Raw genomic sequence first — 22,905 nt, 5'->3', positions numbered from 1 at the left:
TGACTTTTTTAGTTTTACTGCTAATTTGTCTTGCGATGGAGTGTGTTTTTAAACGTATAACGATCTGCACGATAATAAGATGTATCGTATAAAATCGGTGTCGCTGTGACTGAGTACGTGATTGAATGTACCATTAAAAGTGGTTCGCCTGCGTTAACTTTCAATAATGGGCTCAGCTCTTTTGTCACTAAAATCGCTTCGACTTCTTGATGGGAATAGGCAATTTCGATTTGTTTTTCGATCAATTTAAAAAGGGAACCTTCTAATTGTTTTTCTGTGACTTCCGGCAAATAAATCGAGCGGATATATAGATCTTCTACTGTCATTGGTTCATTATCATATGAGCGTAAACGAACTAAGTGATAGACTTCTTCTTGATCCTCCAGTTGCAAAGCTTTCATCACTTCTTCTGGTATATTTATCGCAGGTTCAAAACTGATTACTTCCGTTTTGGATGTTTTCCCATAAGATTTTGCTGCTTCTGTAAAGCCTTGTAATCCAGCACGTCCGCTTTGGATTTTTTGCTGCGTCATTACATAGGTACCCTTTCCTTTTTGTTTCACTAAAATATTTCTAGAAATAAGCTCATCAATTGCTTTTCTGACCGTTAAACGACTAACAGCAAATTCCTTAGCTAAATCATATTCAGAAGGTAAGCGTTGGGAACTAATATAAAGGCCTTTATTGATTTTTTCTTGGATTTGTTTTGCTACCTCTTGAAAGACACTTTGTTTTTTCGCCATTGTTATTCTCCTATCTAATCATATCCTTAGCTTTATTATAATCGAAAGTCGTTTCAAGAACTATCATCACAAAGGTTTTACCATTCATAAAAAGCTGTATTGGTTGAAACGCCTGTTGAAACACTGACGAATGCTCCTGCATCAGCTTCATTGACTGCCTCATTTAATTGTTTCAATTCCTTTTTTGCAATAACTACAACAAGTAGTTTCTTTTGCTGATGATCAAAAGCGCCTTCCACATCGTTGATAACAGTGATTCCTCTTTTTAAGATTTGATGCAATCTGTCAATCACATATTCTGATTGATTTGTCACGATCATAACCTGAACTTTCTGCTGTTTGGTATTCACATAATCAACCATACGACCACTTATAAAAACTGATAATGCACTATAAAAAGCAAACTGCCAACCATAAAGAAAACCCGCCGCAAATTGTACACACAAATTAAAAACAATAAAAACGGTGCCAATACTTCTTCCTGATACTTTTCTAACAACAATTCCAATGATGTCTAAGCCCCCTGTAGAGAAATCACTTTTCAATGTAATCCCCACTGATATACCATGCAGTACACCACCAAAAATAGCACAAATCACAGGATCCGTTGTCAAATGAACAATAGGAATCAACCGCATAAATAAAGAGGTCATAACTACAGCAAAAATCGTATAAATTGTAAACTCACGATCGATTTTAAACCAAGACACAATCAATAAGGGTAAATTAAATAATAAAACGAGTAAAGGAATCGATACACTTAAACCTTGTGTCGTTTTTAAAACCGTTGAAATCAGTTGAGATAGACCTGTTATTCCGTTAGCATAAATATTTCCCGGTAACCAAAAAAAATTTAACGCTAATGATGATAAGAAGGCATATGCTAACGCTATCAATAGTTTGTATGCTGCCAACTTCTTGATTGCAAAAATCTCCTTTCCTATCTATTTTCCTCCATTATACTAAGTATATACTATTTTGTATATACTAAAATGCATAAAAAAAAGGAAGTACGAATTAAATGAAATCAATCCATACTCACTTCTATTTATTTATTTGAATAAGTTGTATACACCATATCATTTTTCACATAAACTTGTTCTACTTTTAATTCTACAGGTCCATTGAATTCGTTAAATAAAGGAATTCCTTTCCCTAAGATCTTTGGTATTGTTGTAAGAATATAAGTATCAATCAATTTTGCTTCTACCAACGGTGCAATAATACTAGCACCACCGACAATCCAAATCGCCTTACCGTTTTGTTTTTTTAATTCTTGAATCAATTCCACCGGACTTTGACTAGTAAAAACTAATTTTTCGGAATTTTCATCTGGATGGCTCGTAATGATATAAGACATTTGCTCCTCATAAGGATATTGATCTGGAGACAACTCATTAATGACTTGATCATAGGTTGTCCGCCCCATCACCACTGTATCGATTTTTTTCATTAACTCTTGATAACTAGTATCTTCTTCAACTAACTCCATTCCGCCACCTAAAAAATCAATACTGCCATCTGGTTCTGCGATATATCCGTCGATACTGGCTGCAATGTATAAAATAATTTCTCTACTCATAAAAAATCCTCCTTAAATTTAAACGCTAAGCAAACTGTTTAATTCCTATCCAAAGTAGGAGTTTATGCTTTTAAGTAAATCGTTCCACCTTCGTCTGAACTATTTATTCTACTTGTTTTATTTTTCCAGTCAACTAGTTTGTTCATAATAAAAAGCATAGTTGAAAAAAACATCACTTGTTCTTTCAACTATGCTTTTCTTTTATATGCACTTCATAACCATCCTTCAGGATAATTTGTTGTGTTGTTGCCCCTAAGCAATATAATTTCGGCATTTTTTTTAAGCCAACTTCACTAAAAATAGATAAAAAACGTTGCCACAAAGAAGGGCTTGCCAGATAAACCGCACTTATTTCTCCAGATAGTAAACATTGCTTTAAGTATCGCTGACTCTCACTCGAAAATAGATTATCATAAAGAATGGGTGTAAATAAGTAATGACCTGCTTTCATCAACTCAGCTTCTCCAAAACTATCTGCCAAACTACTTTTAGGATAAAAAATGGTTGTTGGTGTCGTAAAATAGGAAGACCATTCTTCAAATAAATATTGTTTGGTTGGAACAGTTGCTTGAAAATCCACAGGCACGCCATTTTTCTTAAGAACTTGCCCTGTCTTTGCTCCAATAACCGCAAATTTCTTTGTTTGTAATTCCTTAGTAATCCGTTGCTGAAAAAAGAATTCTGCTGCATGCTGACTAGTTAAAAAGATCCATTCACTCTTATTGACCATCTTTTCAAAAGAGGCATGTAACGTTCGTTTTGATAACGTCAACAAGGGAATCTCTACTGTTTCAAATCCTTTTTTTTGAAAGTATAAACGATCCTCCAAATTATCTTCTAGCAAACGTGTTAAAAGAATTTTCTTCATAGTGATTCCTTTTCAATTCTCTTTAGTAACCTTTTTGCTACCTTGCTACCGACTCCTGCTAGCTCCTTAACAACTATTGTTTCAGTAAATGACTGTTTGAGTTCTTTGTCCCCTAAAAAACCGGAAAAACGATAACCATTCTCTTCTTTAACTGCGTAAGCCCCGATTGGAATATCGCAATTTCCATTTAGCATCGCCAAAAATGCTCGTTCCTCCATCACTAATTCTCTAGTAGGCAAATCATTGATCCCCTCTAAAAATCCTATCATCTCAAGATCTTCACTTCTGCATTCAACCGCTAAAGCCCCTTGCCCTACAGCAGGAATACATTGTTCACACGTTAAAATTTGATAAGGATACATCGGCTCATCAAACCAATCCAAACGTTTTAAGCCTGCAACAGCTAATACAATCCCATCTAGTCCTTGCTCTTCCATCCGCTTCAAACGAGTTCCTACATTGCCTCGAATCGATTCAACTTGAATATCATTGCGTAAATTTTTCATCTGAAATTCCCGCCGTAAACTACTCGTTCCAATTCTAGCAGCATTTGGCAACTCTTCTACGGAGCTAACTTCTCTAAGAATCAAACAATCAGCTGGATCATTTCTCTTAGGAATTGCGGCTAAGGACAAGCCGTCTGCGACTTTTGCAGGCATATCTTTTAAACTATGAACCGCAAAATCGATTTCCTCTTTCAATAAAGCCTGTTCTACTTCATTGATAAATAACCCCTTACCTCCAATTTTGGACAAACTGACTGAAAGCATCTGGTCTCCTTTGGTCGTCATCGGTACGATCTCAACTGGAAAATCACCATGAATTTCTTTCAGTAAATCTAAGACGATCATTGTTTGTTTCATCGCTAAAGGACTATTTCTGGTGCCGACACGGACGGTTTTCATTTTAATTTACTTCCTTTTTCTTTTCTTATCTTCTCATCATACTAGATTTTATTTTTTTGACAACTGCCCTGTGCCAACTTTATACGCTAAGAAATAAAGCCCGGCTACAAAAAAGCCACCGCCAATAATATTGCCTAGATACACACTGACCATGTTTTGCCCAAAAGCTGTCCATGTATTCCCTCCCAAAAGAATCCCCATCGGAATCAAGAACATATTTGCCACAACATGCTGAAAACCACAAATCACAAACCCCATGATCGGCAAAAAAATCCCTACAATTTTGCCAATAAAATCTTTCGCTGCAAAGTTTAGATATACTGCGGTACTAACTAAAAAGTTACAGGCAATCCCTGAAAGAAATCCTTGTAAAAAAGTGTCTTTGGTTCGACCAAGCGAAACTTGGATTGCCCGCTCAGCAAAATCCCCTTGTAAAGCGCCACTTAAAAAACCAAAGAAGTAAGCCACAAATAACGAACCAATCAAATTAAAAATCGTCACGATCACAATATTTCGCACCCATTCTTTGCCACTGATTTTTCTAGCAAATAATGCCATCGAAACAACCATCATATTCCCTGTAACCAGCTCTCCACCTGCAAGTAACAAACAAATCAATCCAAATGGAAAAACAGCGGCCCCAATTACATTAACAAGCGATCCCCACTCTTTTGGCATCGTTCCCATTGCTCGAATCATCGCAATTCCCGCAACAGCTATAAAAACACCTGCTAAAAAACCTAATACCGCTAAAGTCAAAAAACTAGCACGCGCCTTTTGAACCCCTTTTTCAATTGTAACATCGACTATTTCTGGTGGTTGAAATGAACCCATATTTTATCTCCTTTACTTTAAAAGCTGAACGGACTCGTTTAACCTTGACTGAAAAATAGGAAATTATGACTGAGGCGCTCTTTGGCTCATTCCTAATTTATCTTTTTTCCGAAAGGTTAGCCCGTGAAGCTAGATAGATTTAAAAGCTGAACAGGCTCGTTTAGGTTCGACAAGAAAATAGGAAAAATTGACTGTGACGCTTTTTGTCTCATTCTATTTTTATCTTTTTCTCGAGAACCTAGCCCGTGAAGCTAGATCATTTGCTTATTTAAAATACCCCATTCTTTTTTATACATCGTCGCTAAATCGGAATCCAGATACACCACTTCATCAAAATAGTGATCTTTTAAATACCGCTGATGCACATCATCAAAGCGCTGATCTCGATTTTCACCCACTTGAATCGCATATATATCTGCCCCTTGTTGCGTATAAGAAAGAATCGTTTCAAAATTGATTTTTTCTGTATCAATTAATAAAATCTTATGGCCGAATAATGGTAACTGTTCAAACCAATCTGCCCCTTTTCGACAAGAAACGACCTCACCTAAAATGATTAATGACGGGTTTTCCATGCGATATTCTTCAATCACAGTTACCATTGTTTGGATCGTTGCTGTAATCGTACGTTGGCGACCTAAACTGCCCCATTCTACGATTGCAACAGGTAGGTCTGATGAAACGCCTTGCTCTAATAGCTTCTTTTGCGTATTTTCTACTCGCTCTACGCCCATATATAAACACATCGTTCCGTTTTCTGTCAGACCTTTAAAATCGATTGTCTCCCCCGCTTGACGATGAGCAGTCGCCAAGGTCACCTTGCTGCTGTGTTCCCGATGAGTTAACGGGATACCACTGTAACTACTCGCAGCCGATGCGGCTGTAACACCAGGAACGATTTCATAGCTGATCCCTTCAATTTGAAGTATCTCGATTTCTTCTCCGACACGACCAAAAATACCAGGATCGCCGCCCTTTAATCTTACGATAGTCTGATCTTGACGACCTTCTTCTACCAATAATTGATTGATACTTTTTTGTTTCAACACATGATTTTTCGGATACTTCCCACTATAAATAAAACGAGCAGACTCTTTTGCCAAATATAATAAAACAGGATGAACTAACCGATCATAAATAATGACATCCGCTGACTCCAGCACTCTCTTTCCTTTTAGCGTCAATAGCTCAGGATCGCCTGAACCGGCTCCGACAAAATAAACTTTCCCCATAACTACACCATGACATAGACAAGATTATTTTCAATAACCGTTTCATAAGCACGAACACAACCTTCATCTGGCTCTTGCACTTGTCCATCATTTAAATTGATTTTATAATCATGCAACGGACAAAAAACATATTCACCCGAAACAGTTCCTTCAGCTAACGGCCCTTGTTTATGTGGACAAACATTTTCAATTGCTTTGACTTGATCACCACTTAAACGAAAAACAGCAATTTTTTGTTTCCCTATAATAACTTCTTTGCCCATTCTAGGTGCTAATTCTTCTAGTTGCCCAACCAAAATTTTTTTCATAATTATGCTCTCCCTACTGTGTATAACTCTTGACGTGTTTTATTATCCTCTACAACTTCATTCCAAGGGTTTCCTCGTCGTCCAGCTACAGCTTCATCTAATGCATCAAGCAGTTCCTGACGTTTTTCAATATCCAATAAAACTTCCTTCACTACTTCAAAGCCCATACGCTCGATCCATGGCGCAGTTCGTTCAGCATAAATGCCAGTTTCACGGTAATACTGCAGCATTGCACCACAGATATCAATCACTTCTTGTTCTGTTTCAACAGTAGTCAGTAAAACAGCTTCTTTCACTTCGGTTCCGCCATTTCCACCAATATAAATTTGGAAGCCATTTTCCACTCCGATGATTCCAAAATCTTTCACGCCACTTTCCACACAACTTCTTGGACAAGCAGAAACACCCATTTTAAATTTATGTGGTGTATCGATAAATTCATAACGCTGTTCTAATTTGATACCAAGCCCCATCGAATCTTGTGTACCAAATCGACAAAAGTTTGCACCGACACAAGTTTTCACTGAACGAACCGCTTTAGCGTATGCGCCAGCTGATTTCATATCTAATTCTTCCCAAATTTTTGGAAGGTCTTCTTTTTTCACACCATATAAGCCAATCCGTTGGCTACCTGTTACTTTGACCATCGGTACATCGTATTTTTCTGCAACTTTTGCAATCAATAGTAATTGTTGCGGATTTGTTTTACCGCCACGCATTCTTGGAATTACAGAAAAGGTTCCATCATTTTGAATATTGGCATATAAGCGTTCATTGACATAGCGAGATTCTTTTTCATCTTCGTGTTCTTTAGGCCATGCTACGTTTAAATAGAAGTTGATAGCAGGTCGGCACTTCGGACACCCTTCTGGATTGGTAAAATTCAATTCACGATACACTTCTTGAGAGGTCGTTAATTTTTTGGCATAGATTTGCGTGACGATTTGATCTCTCGTTAAATCCGTACATCCGCAAATTCCTGTTGGTGCAGAAACGACTTCTCCACCTAATGCATAGGCTAAAACATCACCAATCACTGATTTGCATTTTCCACATGACCCGCCAGCTTTGGTATGTTTCGTGACATCTGCCACCGAGGTCAAGTCTTTTTCATTGATTGCAGTCATGATCGTTCCTTTTTCGATTCCATTACAACCACAAATCACTTCATCATCTGGCCACTCACTGACGTCCGCACTCGCTTCTTCACCAACCATATGGAGTAAGGAAACAGGCGTATATTCTTCAATACTTTCATTTTTCTTCAAAATATTATAGTAACGGTTACCCTCACTTGTGTCTCCATAAAGTACAACCCCGACAACTTGATTGTCTCTAACAAAAATCTTTTTATACGTGTAATTAATCCCGTCAAAAGCTTCAATACTGTTGATTCCTTCTGTCTCTCTGATATTCCCAGCAGAATATAAATCACATCCAGATACTTTTAAAGAAGTAAATGTTGTACTGCCTTGATAAGGCTTAGCTTCTCTATCTGTCAACACATCTGCTAAGACTTTCCCTTGTTCAAATAAAGGTGCAACCAAGCCGTAAACATTGCCATTATGCTCAGCACATTCACCCACTGCAAACACATCTGGAACATTGGTTTTCATAAAGTTATCAACAACGATTCCCCGATTTACTTCGATAGTAGTTGTTCTTGCTAGCGTTGTTTCTGAACGAATCCCGATCGACATCACGACCATATCCGTTTCGATCGTGGTTCCGTCACTAAAGGCTAAACCTGTGACATGGCTTTCTCCAAGTATTTTTTGTGTTGCTTTTTCCATCAAAAATTTCAACCCTTGTTTTTCTAAATCAGCTTGTAGCATTTTACCTGCTTTTTCATCTAATTGAGTTTCCATCAGCCATTTTTCTAAGTGGACAACGGTAACCTCCATACCTTGATCCAACAATCCTTTCGCAGCTTCTAAACCAAGCAATCCTCCACCAATCACCACTGCTTTTTGATATTCTTGCGCTGCTTCAAGCATATTTTCTGTATCATCGATTGTTCTAAATCCGACAACACCAGGTAATTTTGCCCCTTCAACAGGTAAAATAAATGCTCTGGAGCCTGTCGCCAAAATACATATATCATAAGAGACTTCTTTACCAGATTGTGTCATGATTTTTTTATTATCTGTATCCATTTTGACTGCTGGATCATGATTGATCAGTTGAATTTGATTTTCTTCATACCATTCAAGTGGATTAGTGATGATTTCTGAAACAGTCATTTTCTTTTGCAAGACATTACTTAACATGATCCGATTATAGTTTGGGTATTTTTCTTCTCCTATAATCGTGATTTGATAGCGATCAGCATCACGTTCTAAAATTTCTTCGATCGTCCGGACACCCGCCATTCCATTACCAATTAAAACAAGCTTTTCTTTCATTTTATTTAGACTCTCCCTTTGTGATATTATGAGCAATACAATCAATGCTTTGTCTCTTTTAGAATAGCAAGAATGAAAGGAAATGACCATTAGGGAATTTCCTAATAACTAAGCTCTATTTTATCCAGTAGTTGAACTATTTTTTCTAATACAAAAATCAACTGTCCTAAACTAAGTAAACACCTATCTTAGTTTGAACAATTGATTTCATTTTTTATTATAGATAACTATTAAATATTTGCCAGAAATTGTTCTCTCTTATCTTTTGAAGCCGATTTCACATCAATATATTTCCATTTCACATTTTTAACCCCAATATCTTTCAATGTTCCTTTAATAAAAACCGACTTAACATAGTTTCCTTTGACAAATTTTAGATACCACTTAGGGGCTGTTCCTGTATTGATGATCGTGGTTTTTTTTATATTCGTAAACAATCCCTTTAAACTCAGACCTGAATCATCATACGCAACATCTTTCAACATCACTTTATCGAAAAAACCTTTGATGATTGCTGGGAACTCATACCACCATGTAGGGGCAATAATGAATAGTTCATTGGTTTCTCCCAACATTTTTTGATACTGACGTACAAGTGGATCCGTTGTTTCACCTTTGGAAAATAAGGCTAGATCTTTTTCGGAAAAAACTGGATCAAATTGATCTTTATTCAAATCAATCAGTTGGTAGTCGATCCCTGCTCTTTTTAAACGTTGTAACAATTTATCCAAGATTGCGTGATTATAACTGCCTTCCCATGGATGTGCATAAATAATAGTGGTTTTCATTTTTTCTCTCCTGACTTAGAGTGTTGAATTTCCTTGTAGATAGTGTGGATTTTTCCATTTATTTCTTTTTCATACTGAGCATACTCTTTTGCGACGATTTTTGGTTTCAAATCTTGGATCAACTTTAAAACCATCTGTTCATGTCTGATTTTTTGTTTGATCTCACATTCTTTTTTAGACAATAGTTGATTGGATCGTGCACTACATTCGTCACTTTCTGGAAATTCTAAAAAATCCAATAGTTCTTTGATCTCTTCTATCGTAAATCCAACGTGCTTCATAACAACTAAATATTCTAATAGAATTTTATCTGCTTCATCAAAAATACGATAACCATTCTCTTGCCGCTTCCCTATAACGATTCCTTGGCGTTCATAATATCTGATCGTCGAAAGTGGGATGTCCATTTCATTTGCTACGTCCTTCATTTTATACATCGTCTCAACTCCTTTTTTGTTTATCTAAAGGTATCTTAACATTGCATCAAAGAGCAATGTCAACAAAAAACAAGTTACCTTACAAAAAATCAGTAAAGTAACTTGTTTGCTATTAACAATCCGTATTTTATTCAAAAAAGGTCATTAGTTGTTCTTTTATTTTTTTCGTTTCTGCTGGATTTTTTCCATAGGTAGACAGTGCGATTAAATATTCTTCCTGTTCAATCGTGCTCATATTAAAAAAATCACTATTTTCTTTCTGACTACAATCATTGACCCACTGGTAATCGGAAGCATCTTCAACAATTTTTTGATTGACGATTTTAGAATCAGTACAAGCAAAAACAAGGTGGGCTTCTCGAATATACTCCGCTTTGTATTTTGCTGTAATACATTTTACTCCATCTAACTTATCAAATTCCTGCAAAAAGTTCGGTGCAACGACGGTTACTTGTCCTTTGGCCTTTAAAACACCTAGCGTCTTTCGCAACGCAATTTTCCCACCGCCGATAATCACGATATGTTTTCCTGTCAGTTCAAGCATTATGGGATACATGAGATCGCCTCTTTAACGATTTGTTCCAAGTCTTCTAAAATTCGTGAATCAAACTCCAGTGTGCGAGTAATAATAAAATCAGTTGTTGGAAATGCCTCCTCCAGTTTATTTTTCATGATCGTAATCAAATGTCCATCGAACAAAAAGAAAGGCACGATCACTATTTTTTGTTCCTCGGATAATTGTTTTTTGATATCTACCAAATAATCTTCTTGTCCTTTTAAACTAGTCGGTATAATTGGAAACCCGACTTGTTGTTGGATCTCTCTGGCAATTTCACTTAAAACCTGCTGTGGTTCGTCTGTTTGTTTTGTTCCATGTGCCACTAAAATTCCGACTAATTGGTCATCTGGATAAGCAGTGGCTACTTCTTGGAAGCGTTCCAACAAGACTTGGCGACTACCGTTTTTACTGCCGAAAGTTTCCGTTTGCATAAACTGGACATCTGGATGCTGCTCTTTTACTGATTTAATTTCAGCAGGAATATCGACTAAAGCATGTTTGGCCGCAAATAATAAGACCGGTACAATGATCATCTTAGTCACACCATCTTTGATCATTCTTTCAGCAACACTGGGAATCGTATCAGAATGATTTTCTAAAAACGCCGTTGCTTGGTAAAAAGTTGGATCAAGTTTTGTTTCTACTTGCTTAATAAACTCCATCGCTGCTTGATTTTTTTCAGCTTTTTGACTGCCATGAAATACATAAAGAATCCCAATCATTTTTTCTCACCTCATAAGTCGATTAATTGATGTTTCATACTATATTGCAATAATTCACTAAATGTTTCAAACTCTAATTTTTTCATTACATGAGATTTATGGACTTCCACTGTCTTTACGGAAATGAATAAGCGTTCTGCAATTTCTTTATTGCTATAGCCTAAAGCAACTAACGGTAAGACTTCTCGCTCTCTTTTCGACAGACGTTCATACTTTGCATCTTTTTCTGCCGGTTCAGCATGATTATGCCAACTATCCTTGTCGTATTCGCCAAATAATGGGTCGATTGCAATGTTCCCATTAATTACTTGATGGAGGGCTTCTAGCAACACGGTATCTTGAGAACTTTTAAGAATGTAGCCTTTTGCGCCATATTCTAAAGCTGTGCGGACATATTCTTCTTCATCATGCATACTTAAAATAATCGTCTTCACTTTGGGGAAATGTTCTTTGATGCGCCTAGTTGTCTGTAATCCATTTTCGCCTGGCGGCATGCGCATATCCATCAACACGATATCAACTGGATATTTTTCAAGGAGCAAAAATGCCTCCGTACCGTCTGCTGCATCCCCTACAACTTTGATATTCTTTTGGGATTCGAGTAACAAACGTAAACCGCTTCTCACAACGGCATGGTCATCTGCTATTATGATATTCATCTTACCACCTCCTAAATTTAAAAACGGAACGGGTTCGTTTAGCCTTGATAGGAAAAAAATGATTGAGACACTTTTTGTCTCACGCCATGTTTATTTTTTCCAGACCAAAAAGGTTCTCCGCACAGCTAGATCACATACTTGGCAAACCTAGCGTCACCGTTGTTCCTTCCGTTTCTTCTGACTGAATAACTAAGTATCCTCCGATCGATTCAGCTCTTTCTTGCATATGTAAAAGTCCTAATCCACGGCTGTGCGCATTTACTTTTTGAATATCAAAGCCTTTACCATGATCCCGAACAGTTAGTACTAAGTGGTTTTCTCGTTCGCTTAAGGTTACCCACAGCTCATTCACATCCGCATGCTTCACACTGTTCATCACACTTTCTTGCAAAACACGATACGTAATGATCTCCACACTCTCCACAAATCTTTTATTTTCGATCATCGGAATAAAATGGATATCCACACCCGTTGTTTCTATTAAACGATTTAATAAGACTTCAATAGCTGGAATCAACCCTAAATCATCCAAAGCGGTTGGGCGTAAATCAACAGCTAATTGTTTTACTTCACCCAGCAAAGCGACAAAATCCTCATCAATTCTCTGTAATTTTGTTGATAGGTCTTCTGATTGTCCGCTCCATTTTAGCTGCCTAGTTTCTAGCATCAAACTATAAATACTTTGAGCCAATCCATCATGCAACTCTTGTGAAAGAGCTCGACGTTCATTTTCATGCGCTTGATTGACATATTCGATCAAGCGTTTATTTTGGATGACCTGTTGCAGACGATCTTGAACAGCTACGCGCCGAATACTTAATAAAGAGGTTTCTTGATCAATCGTAGTATAACTACCACTGAACTGTTCTTGTTCACCTTCTATATTTTCTAAGACTACGGGAAATGCGGCCTGATCCCAATCTGCTTTGACCTCACAATCTAGACACTTTTCCATAGTGGAATGAAGCATACAACCTTCACCTTTAGCAATTTCCAACACTTTTTCTAAAGAAAATGGATACAGGGTTTCTAATTTAGCGGCCTCTTTATTTCGTTTGATACATTTATTTTCTTCGATTAAAAACAAGCTATCTTTTGCTTCGTCAAATAGTTTTTCCATTAAGTTCATTTCCATTTTTTCACCTATAAATAAACAACTAGTTCATTTGTTTTGTCTTTAGCAACAGTCAAAAATTCTTCTGTAATCTCTATTTTTTCTCGATAACCGAGTAATAATACGCCTTTTACTTCTCCTTTTTTTAATACGGGAAACGCTACAATTGTTTCTAACTTTTCCATTCTCGTGATTGGTAGTTCTACTAATTTTTCTGGCTGTTTTTGTAAATCAGTTGCTTGATAAGGACGACCTGTTCGCCAAACGATTCCACCAATCCCTTTGCCAACCTGCAGTCTAATTTTCTTGTAATTCTGGTTGGTGTTTCCCGCTACATAATTCCAGCGAATGACACGGATTTTAGTGAGTTCATTCACAGTAGAAAGTGCTAGTGTGACAAAATCCACCTTTAGATCTGCTTTGATTCGATCGATTACTTGTTGCACCTGATCCGTCATTTGACTACTCCTATTCCCTAATTTTTAATAAAAAGCTTGTTTTCTATTCGATCTTCTCTTATTCTTAACCCAACATCATCTTATTTTAGAAGGATTTTTTTATGAAAACAACTACTACTTTTAGTCCTAAGCGATTGGTCATGATCATTACCATGACAGTTTTTTCTTTTTCTAGCATGACAACAGCGTTTTTCTTGATGGGGGTGAAGGCTTTTCCCTATTTTATCGGCGCTTCACTGTTTTATTTTATTCCCTACGCTATTATTATAGCAGAATTTACAGGTGTTTATAAAAACCATATTGGCGGATTATATCAATGGCTAGCCGGGCATCTTTCTGAAAAAGTTGCTTTCATTGCCGCTTTTCTATGGTACTGCAGTTATTTTATTTGGATGATCAGCTTATTTATGAAATTATGGATTCCCTCGTCTATTTTACTATTTGGACAAGATTTAACAAAAAAAAGCAGTTCACTTACTTATTTTCCTACACCTGTTATAATCGGTATTTTGTCGATACTGGCTGTTTCTGCGACATTATTTTTTGTCAGCAAAGGCTTTAAGGGCATTGCTTCTGCGTTATATTTGAGTGGCCTCATGATGTCGATTTTAATGATCATTAGCCTTAGCAGCAACCTTTGGTTATGGCTCAATAATCAGTCCGCTATCTTGCCAAATCTGGCTGCTAGTTTTAAAGGCGGTCAAAGCAGTTCCACTTCGAGGCAATCATTGATTGAACAGTTAACCTTTTTGATTTTTGCAATCACAGCTTTTGGTGGACTAGATACAATTGCAAGTCTCGTTGATAAAACTGGAAAACAAAAAACACGATTTCCTAAATTGTTGATCCTGAGTAGTATTTTAGTGGTCTTTTGTTATTTTTTAGGAATTCTTTTATGGAGCGGAAGTTCTGATTTGTCTGTTTTGAAAGAAAATGGCAGCATTCATTTAGGTAATTTAATGTATGAATTAATGGAAAATTTAGGGGATTCTGTTGGTCGATCATTTGCCTTATCGCCTATGCAAACCCAATGGTTATCACAATTATTTACTCGCTTCACAGCACTAACTTTATTGCTTTCTTATATTAGTTTATTATCAACGATTTTTTATCTACCGATTCGCACGCTAGTAGAAGGAACACCCGCCCATTATTGGCATCCCCGCTTGAAACAAAAAAACCAACATAACATGCCGGTTTATGCATTATTGATTCAAGGTGGATTGATCAGTTTGTTTATATTGGGTATCAGTTTCGGCAGTAAATATGTCGTCTTTTTATATAATCAGCTAACATTGATGACCAATATTTCTAGAGCGATTCCTTATTTATTAGTCGCTCTTGCTTATCCAGCTTTTAAGAAAAAACAATTAGAACAAGAACCGAGCTCTGCTTTGATTCAGTCAAAACTCAATGGTTCATTGCTCAGCGGCAGTGTGATTGTAAGTATTACGTTAGCCATCGGCTTTCAGTTATATCAGCCAATTTCACAAGGAAATTACCTACAAAGTCTAACATTATTAGTTGGACCTTTATTGTTTACTTCGATTGGTTATTGGCTTTATCAATACTTCCATAAGAAAAATCGAAAAAAATTGGTGGATGCATAAAAAAATCGTAATAACAAGCGAAATGTTCCTCTTTCCTGTACAATGTAAAAGAAGTTGTTTTCTGTTTTTTCTCGAAATAGAAAATGCAGATATCTTTTGTGCAGGAGGGATTTTTTTGTTTGATTTAGAAAAAGTTCAATCATTAAATGAGCTGGAAATGTTAGTTTATCAATACATATTAGAGCATATGACTAGTGTACCTAAATTAACGATTCGTCAACTTTCTGCTGATTGTCATGTTTCCACATCAACAATTTTACGGTTTTGTTCTAAAATGGGATTTGACGGTTTTTCAGAGTTAAAATATGCTTTAAAAAAAGAAGTAGAACTACAGGAACAATCTTTTGAACAGTATTATGATGCGACGGTCCACGTGGATTCTTTTTTGAAGCGCATCAACCAACAAACCTATTACGAAACACTGAAACCCGCAATTACGATGATCGCCTCTGCCCGTCACATTGTTTTCTCCGGTATTGGGACAAGCGGAATTTTAGGCAGTTACGGCAGTCGCTATTTTGCGAATATGGGCATCAATGCTTATAGTATCGGTGATCCATTCACTCCAATTCCGCAAAGAGGATTTGAAAATACCTTAGCAATCATTCTTTCCGTTTCAGGTGAAACAACTGAAGTCATCAAACAAGCGACAGATTTTAAAAGATCAGGTGCTAAAGTTTTAAGTATCACCAATGATGAGCACTCCACAATCTCTCGTTTAGCGGATTATAATATTTCTTATTATATGCCAGACGAACGCTCCGTTTACGCTGATCCTTATATCAATATCACCACACAAATTCCAGTAATCGCATTGATCGAACTACTTGCTCATCAAGCAAGTAAAGAATTCGCTGAAAAGAATCCAATAAAAAAAGATACTGAATAAACAGGCTCTGGCAACTATTTCTTATGCTGAAACTTTGACAAAATGTGTAGTCATTGCTATTGTTTGTAGAAAGGTCAGCCGTATTTTCTAGACGAATGACCCCGATGAAAGGGCGTGATTGCTAATGACATTTACCATCGAACATTTGGATAATGAAGTTATCACTGGGAGACAATACAAATTTGCTATTCCTAAAACACCTGAAGATTTTGTTGAGGTGAATAACCAAAAACTAGAAATATTACCTACTGAATTAAGTACTGTAAGAGCAATCATTATCAACGATTCTGATGAACGTAATGGAACGTATAAATATCTGATCGAAAATAGTGAAGGCAATCGAACTTTTGAAGTATCAGCTGGTGATTATGCAGTTTTCATTGGTTCATGGGAAACTTTGGCTGATATTGATCACTTTATCGGTGCATGTTATGGTGAGCTTTATCAATCTACTGAATATGGAATCGGAGGAACTAATAACATTCAACTAATCGATTTTGAACATGGTAAAATCACCATAAAATTACCAATGATTAATAAATAAAACAGCCCCAAAGAAGGAAATCACATGATGATTCCCTTCTTTTTTGATCTAATTTGTTTTTTTACACGGTACATGTTTCTCAACTGGCTCAGACTATAGGAATTTGCCTGAAATTCTTTTATAGTAAACATGTAAACGTATTCAGTAGATTAAAATAAGAGCGGCCGCTCTATTGAAATACTGCTGCAAGCAATTATTTTCCGTTACTTTAGTTAACCAAAGGAGAGGTTTAGAATGAATGAATGGATCAATGAAAAAGTTCTACCACCCGTTTTAAAATTCGTCAATACTAAAGCAATTACAGCGTTAAGAAATGGTATGTTGTATACGATGCCATTTACGATCGTGGGTTCGATTTTCTTATTATTAGCTAATTTACCGATTGAGTCAGTAGCCAAATGGATCACGGATAGTGGATTAGTTGTTTACTTTAATCAGGCCTATGGTGCATCTTTTGCGATCATGTCTGTCTTTGCAGTGATCGGGATTGCTTATTCTTACGTGAAAACAGAAGGCTTTGAAGGTCTGCCTGCTGGAATGATTTCATTAGTTGTCTTTATTTTGTTTATGTCTCCAGATGTGACTGATTTAGACAGTGGTATAACGATTGGTAATGTTATAAACAAAGACTGGACTGCTGGTAAAGGGATGATTACAGCAATCATCGTCGGACTGATCGTCGGCTGGGTGTACAGTTGGTTCTTACGTCATGATATCCGCATTAAATTACCTGAGGCAGTTCCTGAAAACGTTGCGAACTCATTTACAGCCCTGATCCCAGCTGCGGCTTTGATCACAGGTGCGATGTTTGTGTATATCTTCTTTGATAAAGTCTTTAAAACGACATTCTTTGATTTCATTTACGATGTCTTACAGTCTCCACTTCAAGGGGTAACAGATTCATTGGGTGGCGCCTTAGTGCTTGGTTTCTTGGTTCCTTTATTCTGGTTCTTCGGCGTTCATGGTTCAACGATCGTCGGTGGAATCATGGGCCCGATTTTACAAGCGAATTCTTTGGAAAATACGGATATTTTGAAAGCGGGTAAAGAATTAACTGTTGCAAACGGTGGTCATATCGTAACGCAACAATTCTTAGATCAATTTTTAACCGTAACAGGTGCTGGTATGACCCTTGGATTAGTGGTTTATATGGTATTCTTTGCAAAATCAGCTCAATTTAAACAATTAGGACGTTTGTCAATTGGTCCTGCAGTATTTAATATCAACGAACCAATCACGTTTGCCACACCGATTGTAATGAACCCGATTATGGCAATTCCATTTATCTTAACGCCAGTTGTGTCATCTGTTATTACTTACTTTGCGCTCTATACTGGTTTAGTGCCATTATTTACAGCCGTTCAAGTCCCTTGGACAACACCTCCGATCATTTCAGGATTATTAGTTGGCGGATGGCAGGCAGCGTTATTACAAGCCTTTGTCTTAACATTAGGATTCTTTATATACTTACCATTTGCTAGAAAAATGGATGCGATCAACTATGCGCAAGAAACAAATCAACCTATTACAGAAAAAGTATTAGAAGAAATTGAAGCAGAAGCTTAAAAAAATGGTTTAAATTGACTTAACTCATCCTTGCACAGCTGATTCCGTTCAAATGATTCCTCCTAGCTGTGTAGGGACGGTTAACTATTTTAGTTTTAAAAGAATAAATAGCTGTTTTTTCCAAATAATAAAGGTTGTTAGGAGTAGATGATATGTCAATTTTAAGAGAAGATTTCCTTTGGGGCGGCGCCGTAGCTGCTCATCAATTAGAAGGTGGTTGGGATCAAGGTGGTAAAGGTGTTAGCGTTGCTGACGTTATGACTGTTGGTGCTCACGGTGTTCCTAGACGAATCACAGATGGTGTGTTGCAGGGTGAAAATTATCCTAATCATGAAGCGATTGATTTTTATCATCACTATAAAAAAGATGTAAAAATATTTGCTGATCTTGGGTTAAATTGTTTCCGGACATCGATTGCTTGGACGCGAATTTTCCCGAACGGTGATGAAACGGAACCGAATGAAGAAGGATTACAATTTTATGATGACTTGTTCGATGAATGTTTAAAATATGGGATCGAGCCTGTAATTACCTTATCTCATTTTGAAATGCCTTATCATTTAGTAACGGAATATGGCGGCTGGCGTAATCGTAAAATGATCGATTTCTTTGCAAAGTTTGCTCGTGTTTGTTTTGAACGTTATAAAGATAAAGTCACTTATTGGATGACATTTAACGAAATCAATAATCAAGCGAATTACGCTGAAGACTTTGCCCCATTTACCAATTCTGGCATTAAGTACCAAGAAGGAGAAGATCGTGAGAAAATCATGTACCAAGCCGCTCACTATGAGCTAGTAGCAAGTGCACAAGCGGTTAAAATCGGACATGAAATCAATTCTGATTTTCAAATTGGTTGTATGATTGCGATGTGTCCAATTTATCCCTATTCTTGTGATCCCAAAGATATGATGATGTCTGTCAGTGCAATGCAAAAACGTTACTGGTTTACAGATGTTCATGTAAGAGGACATTATCCAAGCTTTATGGAAAACTATTTGGCTCGTAAAGGGTTTAATTTAGATATTACGGAACAGGATTTGACTGATTTAACCCATGGTTGTGTGGATTATATCGGCTTTAGTTACTATATGTCGTTTGCCATCAAAGATCATGATAAAGGCCCTGCTTTTGATTATGATGAGTCAAAAGATTTAGTCAAAAATCCTTACGTAGAAGCCTCTGACTGGGGTTGGCAGATTGATCCGCTTGGCTTGCGTTATGCCATGAACTGGTTTAATGAGCGCTATGAATTGCCTTTGTTTATTGTGGAAAATGGCTTTGGTGCGATTGACGAAATTGAACCAGATGGCACAATCAATGACCAATATCGGATTGATTATTTGAAAGCTCATATTGAGATGATGAAAGAAGCTGTTGAATTTGACGGTATTCCATTGATTGGGTATACGCCTTGGGGCTTTATTGATTTGGTTTCTGCGGGAACTGGTGAGATGAAGAAACGGTATGGTTTTATCTATGTGGATAAGGATAATGAAGGACAAGGGACGTTGAAGCGTTCTAAGAAGAAATCATTTGATTGGTATCAGCAAGTGATTAAGAGTAATGGTGAAGAGTTGTAAGAGATTTGGATATAAAAGTAAGTGAAACTAAATTGCATAAACACAATTTAGTTTCACCTTTGTTTTTTACTATACAAGCGATTTATTAAGCATCAGAAAAATAGTGAAACGTTCTCTATTCTCCTCCAAATAAATCAATCCCCATATTTCTGACTTCTTGGCATTCTTCATTTGTCAAAAACCACCACGACATTTTTTCATGCCCAACTGTACCTAGCCATATTTTTTCCCCCTGAAAAAAGGCAATATCTTCTGGCAAATTCGGACCTTGCCAATCTCCAATTGATTTTGAATAGTTTAAAAGAATGGATAGTGAATCTGAATTAAATACAAAGCGATACACTTCCACTACTTTTTCACGTTCAATTACCATTGAAGTTGCCCAACTATTTGTTTCAATTTTAGTAACTAAAAATGAATCTAAATAACTAATTAATTCATATGTTTTTTTATCATATGAATACGTGTTATCTCCTTTAAAATCAATATCATGACGAATACAAAATTCAAAAAATGTACACCCTTGTTTTAAAGCTAAGTTAGTAATATCTTGATATTGCTGACTGTGTATATCCTCTGAATAATAATATTTGTTCCTATTTGTTTGAAGCCACACCATAAAATGAATGCCCTCCAGACCTATTCCAAGTATGATAATGTGCGAAATTACCAGCTCCATGCGCCCTATCTGCTATTGGCGGTTGGAACTTGCCACCTCTTAGTCCACCAGCTAAACGAGCTACCTTGTAGGCTCCTGTAGATGTTGTTGACCATAAATCTCCACGTATCTTCATGTAATTTACAGCTGTATTTAAGTTCATACCAGAATAAACTACGATTCCTACTCGACCAGTCCTCACTGCTCTATAATGCTCGTAAAACTGTCTGTAATTTGCATTTCTAGAAAAAATAGTTAACGCAATTCCTAGTAATCCTCCAACAACTGCCGCAAATAATAGTCTGATTAATTCTCGTGCGACTGGAATCGCAACCCGAATTCCTGGCCCTAGTACAAAACCTGAAGCTACACCATCTTCTGGTAATATTTCCCTTTGTTCGAATGTATTTTCATCAGTAATAACTATGGCAGTATCCGCAAATTGTTCTTCTGTTGTAATATGCGTACTTTCATCTTCCATTATGTTTTTAGTAGGCAATTCAATTTTTTGAAGCTCTTCTTCTGAGTACTTTCCTTGTTCAATTTCTTCCAATAATATTTTTTCTTCTTCAATCGCTTTTTCTAGCCTTTGTTTCTGTTCCAATGTACCAAAATAAAGACTATAATTATTTGTTTCCTCTTCATTTTTCTCAGATACTTTCATACCACTCGAGTTTATGGAGTCTTCTTGAAATTCTTGAACAATTTCAATTTCTCTTGTTTCGTCGTCAACCTGCGTTTTCGCTTGAATAATTAACTCGCTTTCTTCCAAATCAATCTCAACATTTTCAAATGTTGTGGCCTCATTACTTGATTTTTCTAGTTCTGTTAAAATCTTATTCTCTGTTGTACTAATAGGATCATTTGTAATCGCATATGCTGTATTACTTATACACCCACAGCTTAAAATCATTAACAAACTTACGACAATTTTCTTCATTTTCCATCTCCTTAATGCTTATTTATTAATAACTTCAATAGATTTAAGGTATTTTTTTAAATCATTGAAGGTTATCTCAAACTTTAAATCTTTTTGTAGTTTAGTAGCTAGTAGACCTGTAGCAATAGCAGCTGAGTAAGTAGTCCCTTCCATCTCTGAATATTCATTTTCCCCATAGCTTGGTGTTACTATTTTAGTTCCTGGGAAATAATAGTTTGCTTTGTTTGAAGAATTCATAGAAGATTTTTTAAAATTACTGTCTAGAGCTCCTACAAAAATAACGTTTTCTATATTTGGTATATCTCGTTTGGTGGTATCAAAATTCCCATTTGAAATAACAAACAAAATATTTTTTTTTTGTCCTTTTTTAATTACTTCCAAAAGTTCTTCAGAAAATTTGTTGAATGCGATACTGATATTTATAATTTCTACTTGATTTTCGAGACACCATTCAATTGCATTCAGTAAATCATTAGGTTTTGCTATACCAGCAGATAGAATACTAGCATTATATACGTCTAAATATTTAGGATCTGCGAATCCATATTTAGAACCATTATAGCTACTTTGACTAATTACACCTAGAACAGATGTTGCGTGTACGGTATCTTCTTTTTTATTCACATGAACCATAGCCTTTTTAATAATGGAATTCATATTAGAAAACGCTCTATGATTGTCAGCCAATTCTCCATCAATAATTCCTATCTTAACCATTCTATTTTTCAACTGCTCTGAGTTTGAATACTTTTTTGAGAATGCTTGATAGTCAAACTTATTCAATGATGGTACTTCACTTTTCTTGCTACACTGATAAAGAAAACCAATGATGAAAATACTTACAAGAATATAAAACACTTTTTTTAACTTCATTTCCAGATAATTCTCCACCTATCTATTTTTTAAGATACGCTTCTTTACAAATTGGGCCTTAAAAAAATTGAATTTTCAGATTTTTTCCATTCCGTACAAATTATCGTATAATATATTTTATAATATGTAAAGATTAATTTCATTTAGAATAGTTTCATCCTTTTTTGCTTCAAAAATAATTGTGACACAGACAAATAGGCACCAACTACCTATTTCAATGAAAAATCGTCTTCGTATTCAACTAGTTTATTTCTATCTTTATGTTCTTTCACGCAATCCACTCCTTAATTAAAAAATTGAAGGAGCTAATTTAGTCTGTTTTCTCTGGAAGGAAAGCTTTTAAAACTAGCTTTTTCATCAAACTAACAATTGGCCTTTCAAATAAGTTTTTCGGCTGAGAATCAGCTCTTTCAAACACAACGGCAGCACTATGAATATTCGCGACATCACGATTTAACATACGTATAAAAAAATCAATTGATTTTCTCCCTTGTTCGTATTGACCATTCATGTTAAGTTCTTTATACTTTTTGGTATAGGATAGCAACGAAAAAAGCTTTACGAACTAAGAAAAGTTCGCAAAGCGCCATCACATATAAATAACCATTGGCACCTCAAGTATCTGGCG

Annotated in this window: 24 protein-coding genes; 5 read left to right on the top strand and 19 right to left on the bottom strand. The window is 36.2% G+C overall.

Annotated features, from left to right (window positions below; genetic code table 11):
* Window positions 1-20: 20 nt before the first annotated feature.
* From AC4BB5_RS03415 to AC4BB5_RS03340, 16 genes are all read right to left on the bottom strand, one after another.
* Complete coding sequence (locus AC4BB5_RS03415; RefSeq protein ID WP_490458006.1) at window positions 21-743, bottom strand: GntR family transcriptional regulator, LSA1692 subfamily; 723 nt, start codon at window positions 741-743, stop codon at window positions 21-23.
* 77 nt (window positions 744-820) lie between these two features.
* The gene (locus AC4BB5_RS03410) at window positions 821-1,657 is read right to left on the bottom strand and encodes a YitT family protein (protein ID WP_490458005.1); all 837 of its coding nucleotides are present in this window, start codon (window positions 1,655-1,657) and stop codon (window positions 821-823) included.
* Window positions 1,658-1,791: 134 nt separating this feature from the next.
* Window positions 1,792-2,325, bottom strand: coding sequence for a dihydrofolate reductase family protein (locus tag AC4BB5_RS03405; protein WP_490458004.1), 534 nt, complete (start codon window positions 2,323-2,325; stop codon window positions 1,792-1,794).
* A 184-nt stretch (window positions 2,326-2,509) separates the two neighbouring features.
* Complete coding sequence (locus tag AC4BB5_RS03400; RefSeq protein WP_490458003.1) at window positions 2,510-3,193, bottom strand: uroporphyrinogen-III synthase; 684 nt, start codon at window positions 3,191-3,193, stop codon at window positions 2,510-2,512.
* Window positions 3,190-4,098 carry a hydroxymethylbilane synthase gene (gene hemC / locus AC4BB5_RS03395; protein ID WP_490458002.1) on the bottom strand — a complete coding sequence of 303 codons (909 nt, stop codon included), beginning with the start codon at window positions 4,096-4,098 and terminating at the stop codon, window positions 3,190-3,192. Before hemC ends, AC4BB5_RS03400 begins: the two co-directional genes overlap by 4 nt.
* Window positions 4,099-4,146: 48 nt before the next feature.
* Window positions 4,147-4,932, bottom strand: coding sequence for a formate/nitrite transporter family protein (locus tag AC4BB5_RS03390; protein WP_490458001.1), 786 nt, complete (start codon window positions 4,930-4,932; stop codon window positions 4,147-4,149).
* Window positions 4,933-5,183: 251 nt separating this feature from the next.
* Window positions 5,184-6,164, bottom strand: coding sequence for a uroporphyrinogen-III C-methyltransferase (gene cobA / locus AC4BB5_RS03385; RefSeq protein WP_490458000.1), 981 nt, complete (start codon window positions 6,162-6,164; stop codon window positions 5,184-5,186).
* A 2-nt stretch (window positions 6,165-6,166) separates the two neighbouring features.
* Window positions 6,167-6,472, bottom strand: a complete 306-nt coding sequence (gene nirD / locus AC4BB5_RS03380) for a nitrite reductase small subunit NirD (RefSeq protein WP_490457999.1) — start codon at window positions 6,470-6,472, stop codon at window positions 6,167-6,169.
* A 2-nt stretch (window positions 6,473-6,474) separates the two neighbouring features.
* Window positions 6,475-8,877 carry a nitrite reductase large subunit NirB gene (gene nirB, locus AC4BB5_RS03375; RefSeq protein ID WP_490457998.1) on the bottom strand — a complete coding sequence of 801 codons (2,403 nt, stop codon included), beginning with the start codon at window positions 8,875-8,877 and terminating at the stop codon, window positions 6,475-6,477.
* A gap of 230 nt (window positions 8,878-9,107) precedes the next feature.
* Window positions 9,108-9,665, bottom strand: coding sequence for an NAD(P)H-dependent oxidoreductase (locus AC4BB5_RS03370; protein ID WP_490457997.1), 558 nt, complete (start codon window positions 9,663-9,665; stop codon window positions 9,108-9,110).
* Window positions 9,662-10,102, bottom strand: a complete 441-nt coding sequence (locus AC4BB5_RS03365; RefSeq protein ID WP_490457996.1) for a MerR family transcriptional regulator — start codon at window positions 10,100-10,102, stop codon at window positions 9,662-9,664. Before AC4BB5_RS03365 ends, AC4BB5_RS03370 begins: the two co-directional genes overlap by 4 nt.
* A 127-nt stretch (window positions 10,103-10,229) precedes the next feature.
* Window positions 10,230-10,658: a precorrin-2 dehydrogenase/sirohydrochlorin ferrochelatase family protein gene (locus AC4BB5_RS03360; RefSeq protein WP_490457995.1), complete on the bottom strand. Its 429-nt coding sequence runs from the start codon at window positions 10,656-10,658 to the stop codon at window positions 10,230-10,232.
* Window positions 10,646-11,383, bottom strand: coding sequence for a sirohydrochlorin chelatase (locus AC4BB5_RS03355; protein WP_490457994.1), 738 nt, complete (start codon window positions 11,381-11,383; stop codon window positions 10,646-10,648). The genes AC4BB5_RS03360 and AC4BB5_RS03355 overlap by 13 nt, the downstream gene beginning before the upstream one ends.
* An 11-nt stretch (window positions 11,384-11,394) precedes the next feature.
* A complete protein-coding gene (locus AC4BB5_RS03350; RefSeq protein WP_490457993.1) occupies window positions 11,395-12,042 on the bottom strand; it encodes a response regulator transcription factor in 648 nt (215 codons plus the stop codon).
* 130 nt (window positions 12,043-12,172) lie between these two features.
* Entirely contained in the window at window positions 12,173-13,171 is a 999-nt protein-coding gene (locus AC4BB5_RS03345) for a sensor histidine kinase (protein ID WP_490457992.1), read from the bottom strand.
* 14 nt (window positions 13,172-13,185) lie between these two features.
* Complete coding sequence (locus AC4BB5_RS03340) at window positions 13,186-13,614, bottom strand: GAF domain-containing protein (protein ID WP_490457991.1); 429 nt, start codon at window positions 13,612-13,614, stop codon at window positions 13,186-13,188.
* Between the two features lie 101 nt (window positions 13,615-13,715).
* Between AC4BB5_RS03340 and AC4BB5_RS03335 the strand changes: the two genes are divergently transcribed.
* The 5 genes from AC4BB5_RS03335 to AC4BB5_RS03315 all read left to right on the top strand — a co-directional run bounded on the left by AC4BB5_RS03335 (window position 13,716) and on the right by AC4BB5_RS03315 (window position 19,806).
* On the top strand, window positions 13,716-15,224 hold the full coding sequence (locus tag AC4BB5_RS03335) for an amino acid permease (protein WP_490457990.1): 1,509 nt from the start codon (window positions 13,716-13,718) through the stop codon (window positions 15,222-15,224).
* A 115-nt stretch (window positions 15,225-15,339) separates the two neighbouring features.
* Complete coding sequence (locus AC4BB5_RS03330) at window positions 15,340-16,113, top strand: MurR/RpiR family transcriptional regulator (protein ID WP_490457989.1); 774 nt, start codon at window positions 15,340-15,342, stop codon at window positions 16,111-16,113.
* 124 nt (window positions 16,114-16,237) lie between these two features.
* Entirely contained in the window at window positions 16,238-16,657 is a 420-nt protein-coding gene (locus AC4BB5_RS03325; RefSeq protein WP_490457988.1) for a hypothetical protein, read from the top strand.
* A gap of 234 nt (window positions 16,658-16,891) precedes the next feature.
* Window positions 16,892-18,223, top strand: a complete 1,332-nt coding sequence (locus tag AC4BB5_RS03320; protein WP_490457987.1) for a PTS sugar transporter subunit IIC — start codon at window positions 16,892-16,894, stop codon at window positions 18,221-18,223.
* Window positions 18,224-18,375: 152 nt separating this feature from the next.
* Entirely contained in the window at window positions 18,376-19,806 is a 1,431-nt protein-coding gene (locus AC4BB5_RS03315) for a 6-phospho-beta-glucosidase (protein ID WP_490457986.1), read from the top strand.
* Window positions 19,807-19,921: 115 nt separating this feature from the next.
* Here the strand turns inward: AC4BB5_RS03315 and AC4BB5_RS03310 are convergent, their stop codons facing one another.
* The 3 genes from AC4BB5_RS03310 to AC4BB5_RS03300 are packed head-to-tail and all read right to left on the bottom strand — an operon-like array spanning window position 19,922 to window position 22,277.
* Window positions 19,922-20,425 carry a hypothetical protein gene (locus AC4BB5_RS03310; RefSeq protein WP_490457985.1) on the bottom strand — a complete coding sequence of 168 codons (504 nt, stop codon included), beginning with the start codon at window positions 20,423-20,425 and terminating at the stop codon, window positions 19,922-19,924.
* Entirely contained in the window at window positions 20,403-21,404 is a 1,002-nt protein-coding gene (locus AC4BB5_RS03305) for a hypothetical protein (RefSeq protein ID WP_490457984.1), read from the bottom strand. The genes AC4BB5_RS03310 and AC4BB5_RS03305 overlap by 23 nt, the downstream gene beginning before the upstream one ends.
* Window positions 21,405-21,422: 18 nt before the next feature.
* Window positions 21,423-22,277: a S8 family peptidase gene (locus AC4BB5_RS03300; protein WP_490457983.1), complete on the bottom strand. Its 855-nt coding sequence runs from the start codon at window positions 22,275-22,277 to the stop codon at window positions 21,423-21,425.
* Window positions 22,278-22,905: the final 628 nt, after the last annotated feature.

It is taken from the genome of Enterococcus sp. AMC1252, assembly GCF_058216515.1.
The sequence above is the reverse complement of the archived record's forward strand: the minus strand, read 5'-3'. Positions and strand labels throughout refer to the sequence as shown.

Coding starts and splice junctions, on each gene's coding strand:
- AC4BB5_RS03405 (WP_490458004.1), bottom strand. CDS start 2,325: ATGAGTAGAGAAATTATTTTATACATTGCAGCCAGTATCGACGGATAT.
- AC4BB5_RS03415 (WP_490458006.1), bottom strand. CDS start 743: ATGGCGAAAAAACAAAGTGTCTTTCAAGAGGTAGCAAAACAAATCCAA.
- AC4BB5_RS03400 (WP_490458003.1), bottom strand. CDS start 3,193: ATGAAGAAAATTCTTTTAACACGTTTGCTAGAAGATAATTTGGAGGAT.
- AC4BB5_RS03360 (WP_490457995.1), bottom strand. CDS start 10,658: ATGTATCCCATAATGCTTGAACTGACAGGAAAACATATCGTGATTATC.
- AC4BB5_RS03355 (WP_490457994.1), bottom strand. CDS start 11,383: ATGATTGGGATTCTTTATGTATTTCATGGCAGTCAAAAAGCTGAAAAA.
- nirD (WP_490457999.1), bottom strand. CDS start 6,472: ATGAAAAAAATTTTGGTTGGGCAACTAGAAGAATTAGCACCTAGAATG.
- AC4BB5_RS03305 (WP_490457984.1), bottom strand. CDS start 21,404: ATGAAGAAAATTGTCGTAAGTTTGTTAATGATTTTAAGCTGTGGGTGT.
- nirB (WP_490457998.1), bottom strand. CDS start 8,877: ATGAAAGAAAAGCTTGTTTTAATTGGTAATGGAATGGCGGGTGTCCGG.
- AC4BB5_RS03320 (WP_490457987.1), top strand. CDS start 16,892: ATGAATGAATGGATCAATGAAAAAGTTCTACCACCCGTTTTAAAATTC.
- AC4BB5_RS03335 (WP_490457990.1), top strand. CDS start 13,716: ATGAAAACAACTACTACTTTTAGTCCTAAGCGATTGGTCATGATCATT.
- AC4BB5_RS03365 (WP_490457996.1), bottom strand. CDS start 10,102: ATGTATAAAATGAAGGACGTAGCAAATGAAATGGACATCCCACTTTCG.
- AC4BB5_RS03315 (WP_490457986.1), top strand. CDS start 18,376: ATGTCAATTTTAAGAGAAGATTTCCTTTGGGGCGGCGCCGTAGCTGCT.
- AC4BB5_RS03370 (WP_490457997.1), bottom strand. CDS start 9,665: ATGAAAACCACTATTATTTATGCACATCCATGGGAAGGCAGTTATAAT.
- AC4BB5_RS03390 (WP_490458001.1), bottom strand. CDS start 4,932: ATGGGTTCATTTCAACCACCAGAAATAGTCGATGTTACAATTGAAAAA.
- AC4BB5_RS03345 (WP_490457992.1), bottom strand. CDS start 13,171: ATGAACTTAATGGAAAAACTATTTGACGAAGCAAAAGATAGCTTGTTT.
- cobA (WP_490458000.1), bottom strand. CDS start 6,164: ATGGGGAAAGTTTATTTTGTCGGAGCCGGTTCAGGCGATCCTGAGCTA.
- AC4BB5_RS03350 (WP_490457993.1), bottom strand. CDS start 12,042: ATGAATATCATAATAGCAGATGACCATGCCGTTGTGAGAAGCGGTTTA.
- AC4BB5_RS03325 (WP_490457988.1), top strand. CDS start 16,238: ATGACATTTACCATCGAACATTTGGATAATGAAGTTATCACTGGGAGA.
- AC4BB5_RS03340 (WP_490457991.1), bottom strand. CDS start 13,614: ATGACGGATCAGGTGCAACAAGTAATCGATCGAATCAAAGCAGATCTA.
- hemC (WP_490458002.1), bottom strand. CDS start 4,098: ATGAAAACCGTCCGTGTCGGCACCAGAAATAGTCCTTTAGCGATGAAA.
- AC4BB5_RS03310 (WP_490457985.1), bottom strand. CDS start 20,425: ATGGTGTGGCTTCAAACAAATAGGAACAAATATTATTATTCAGAGGAT.
- AC4BB5_RS03300 (WP_490457983.1), bottom strand. CDS start 22,277: ATGAAGTTAAAAAAAGTGTTTTATATTCTTGTAAGTATTTTCATCATT.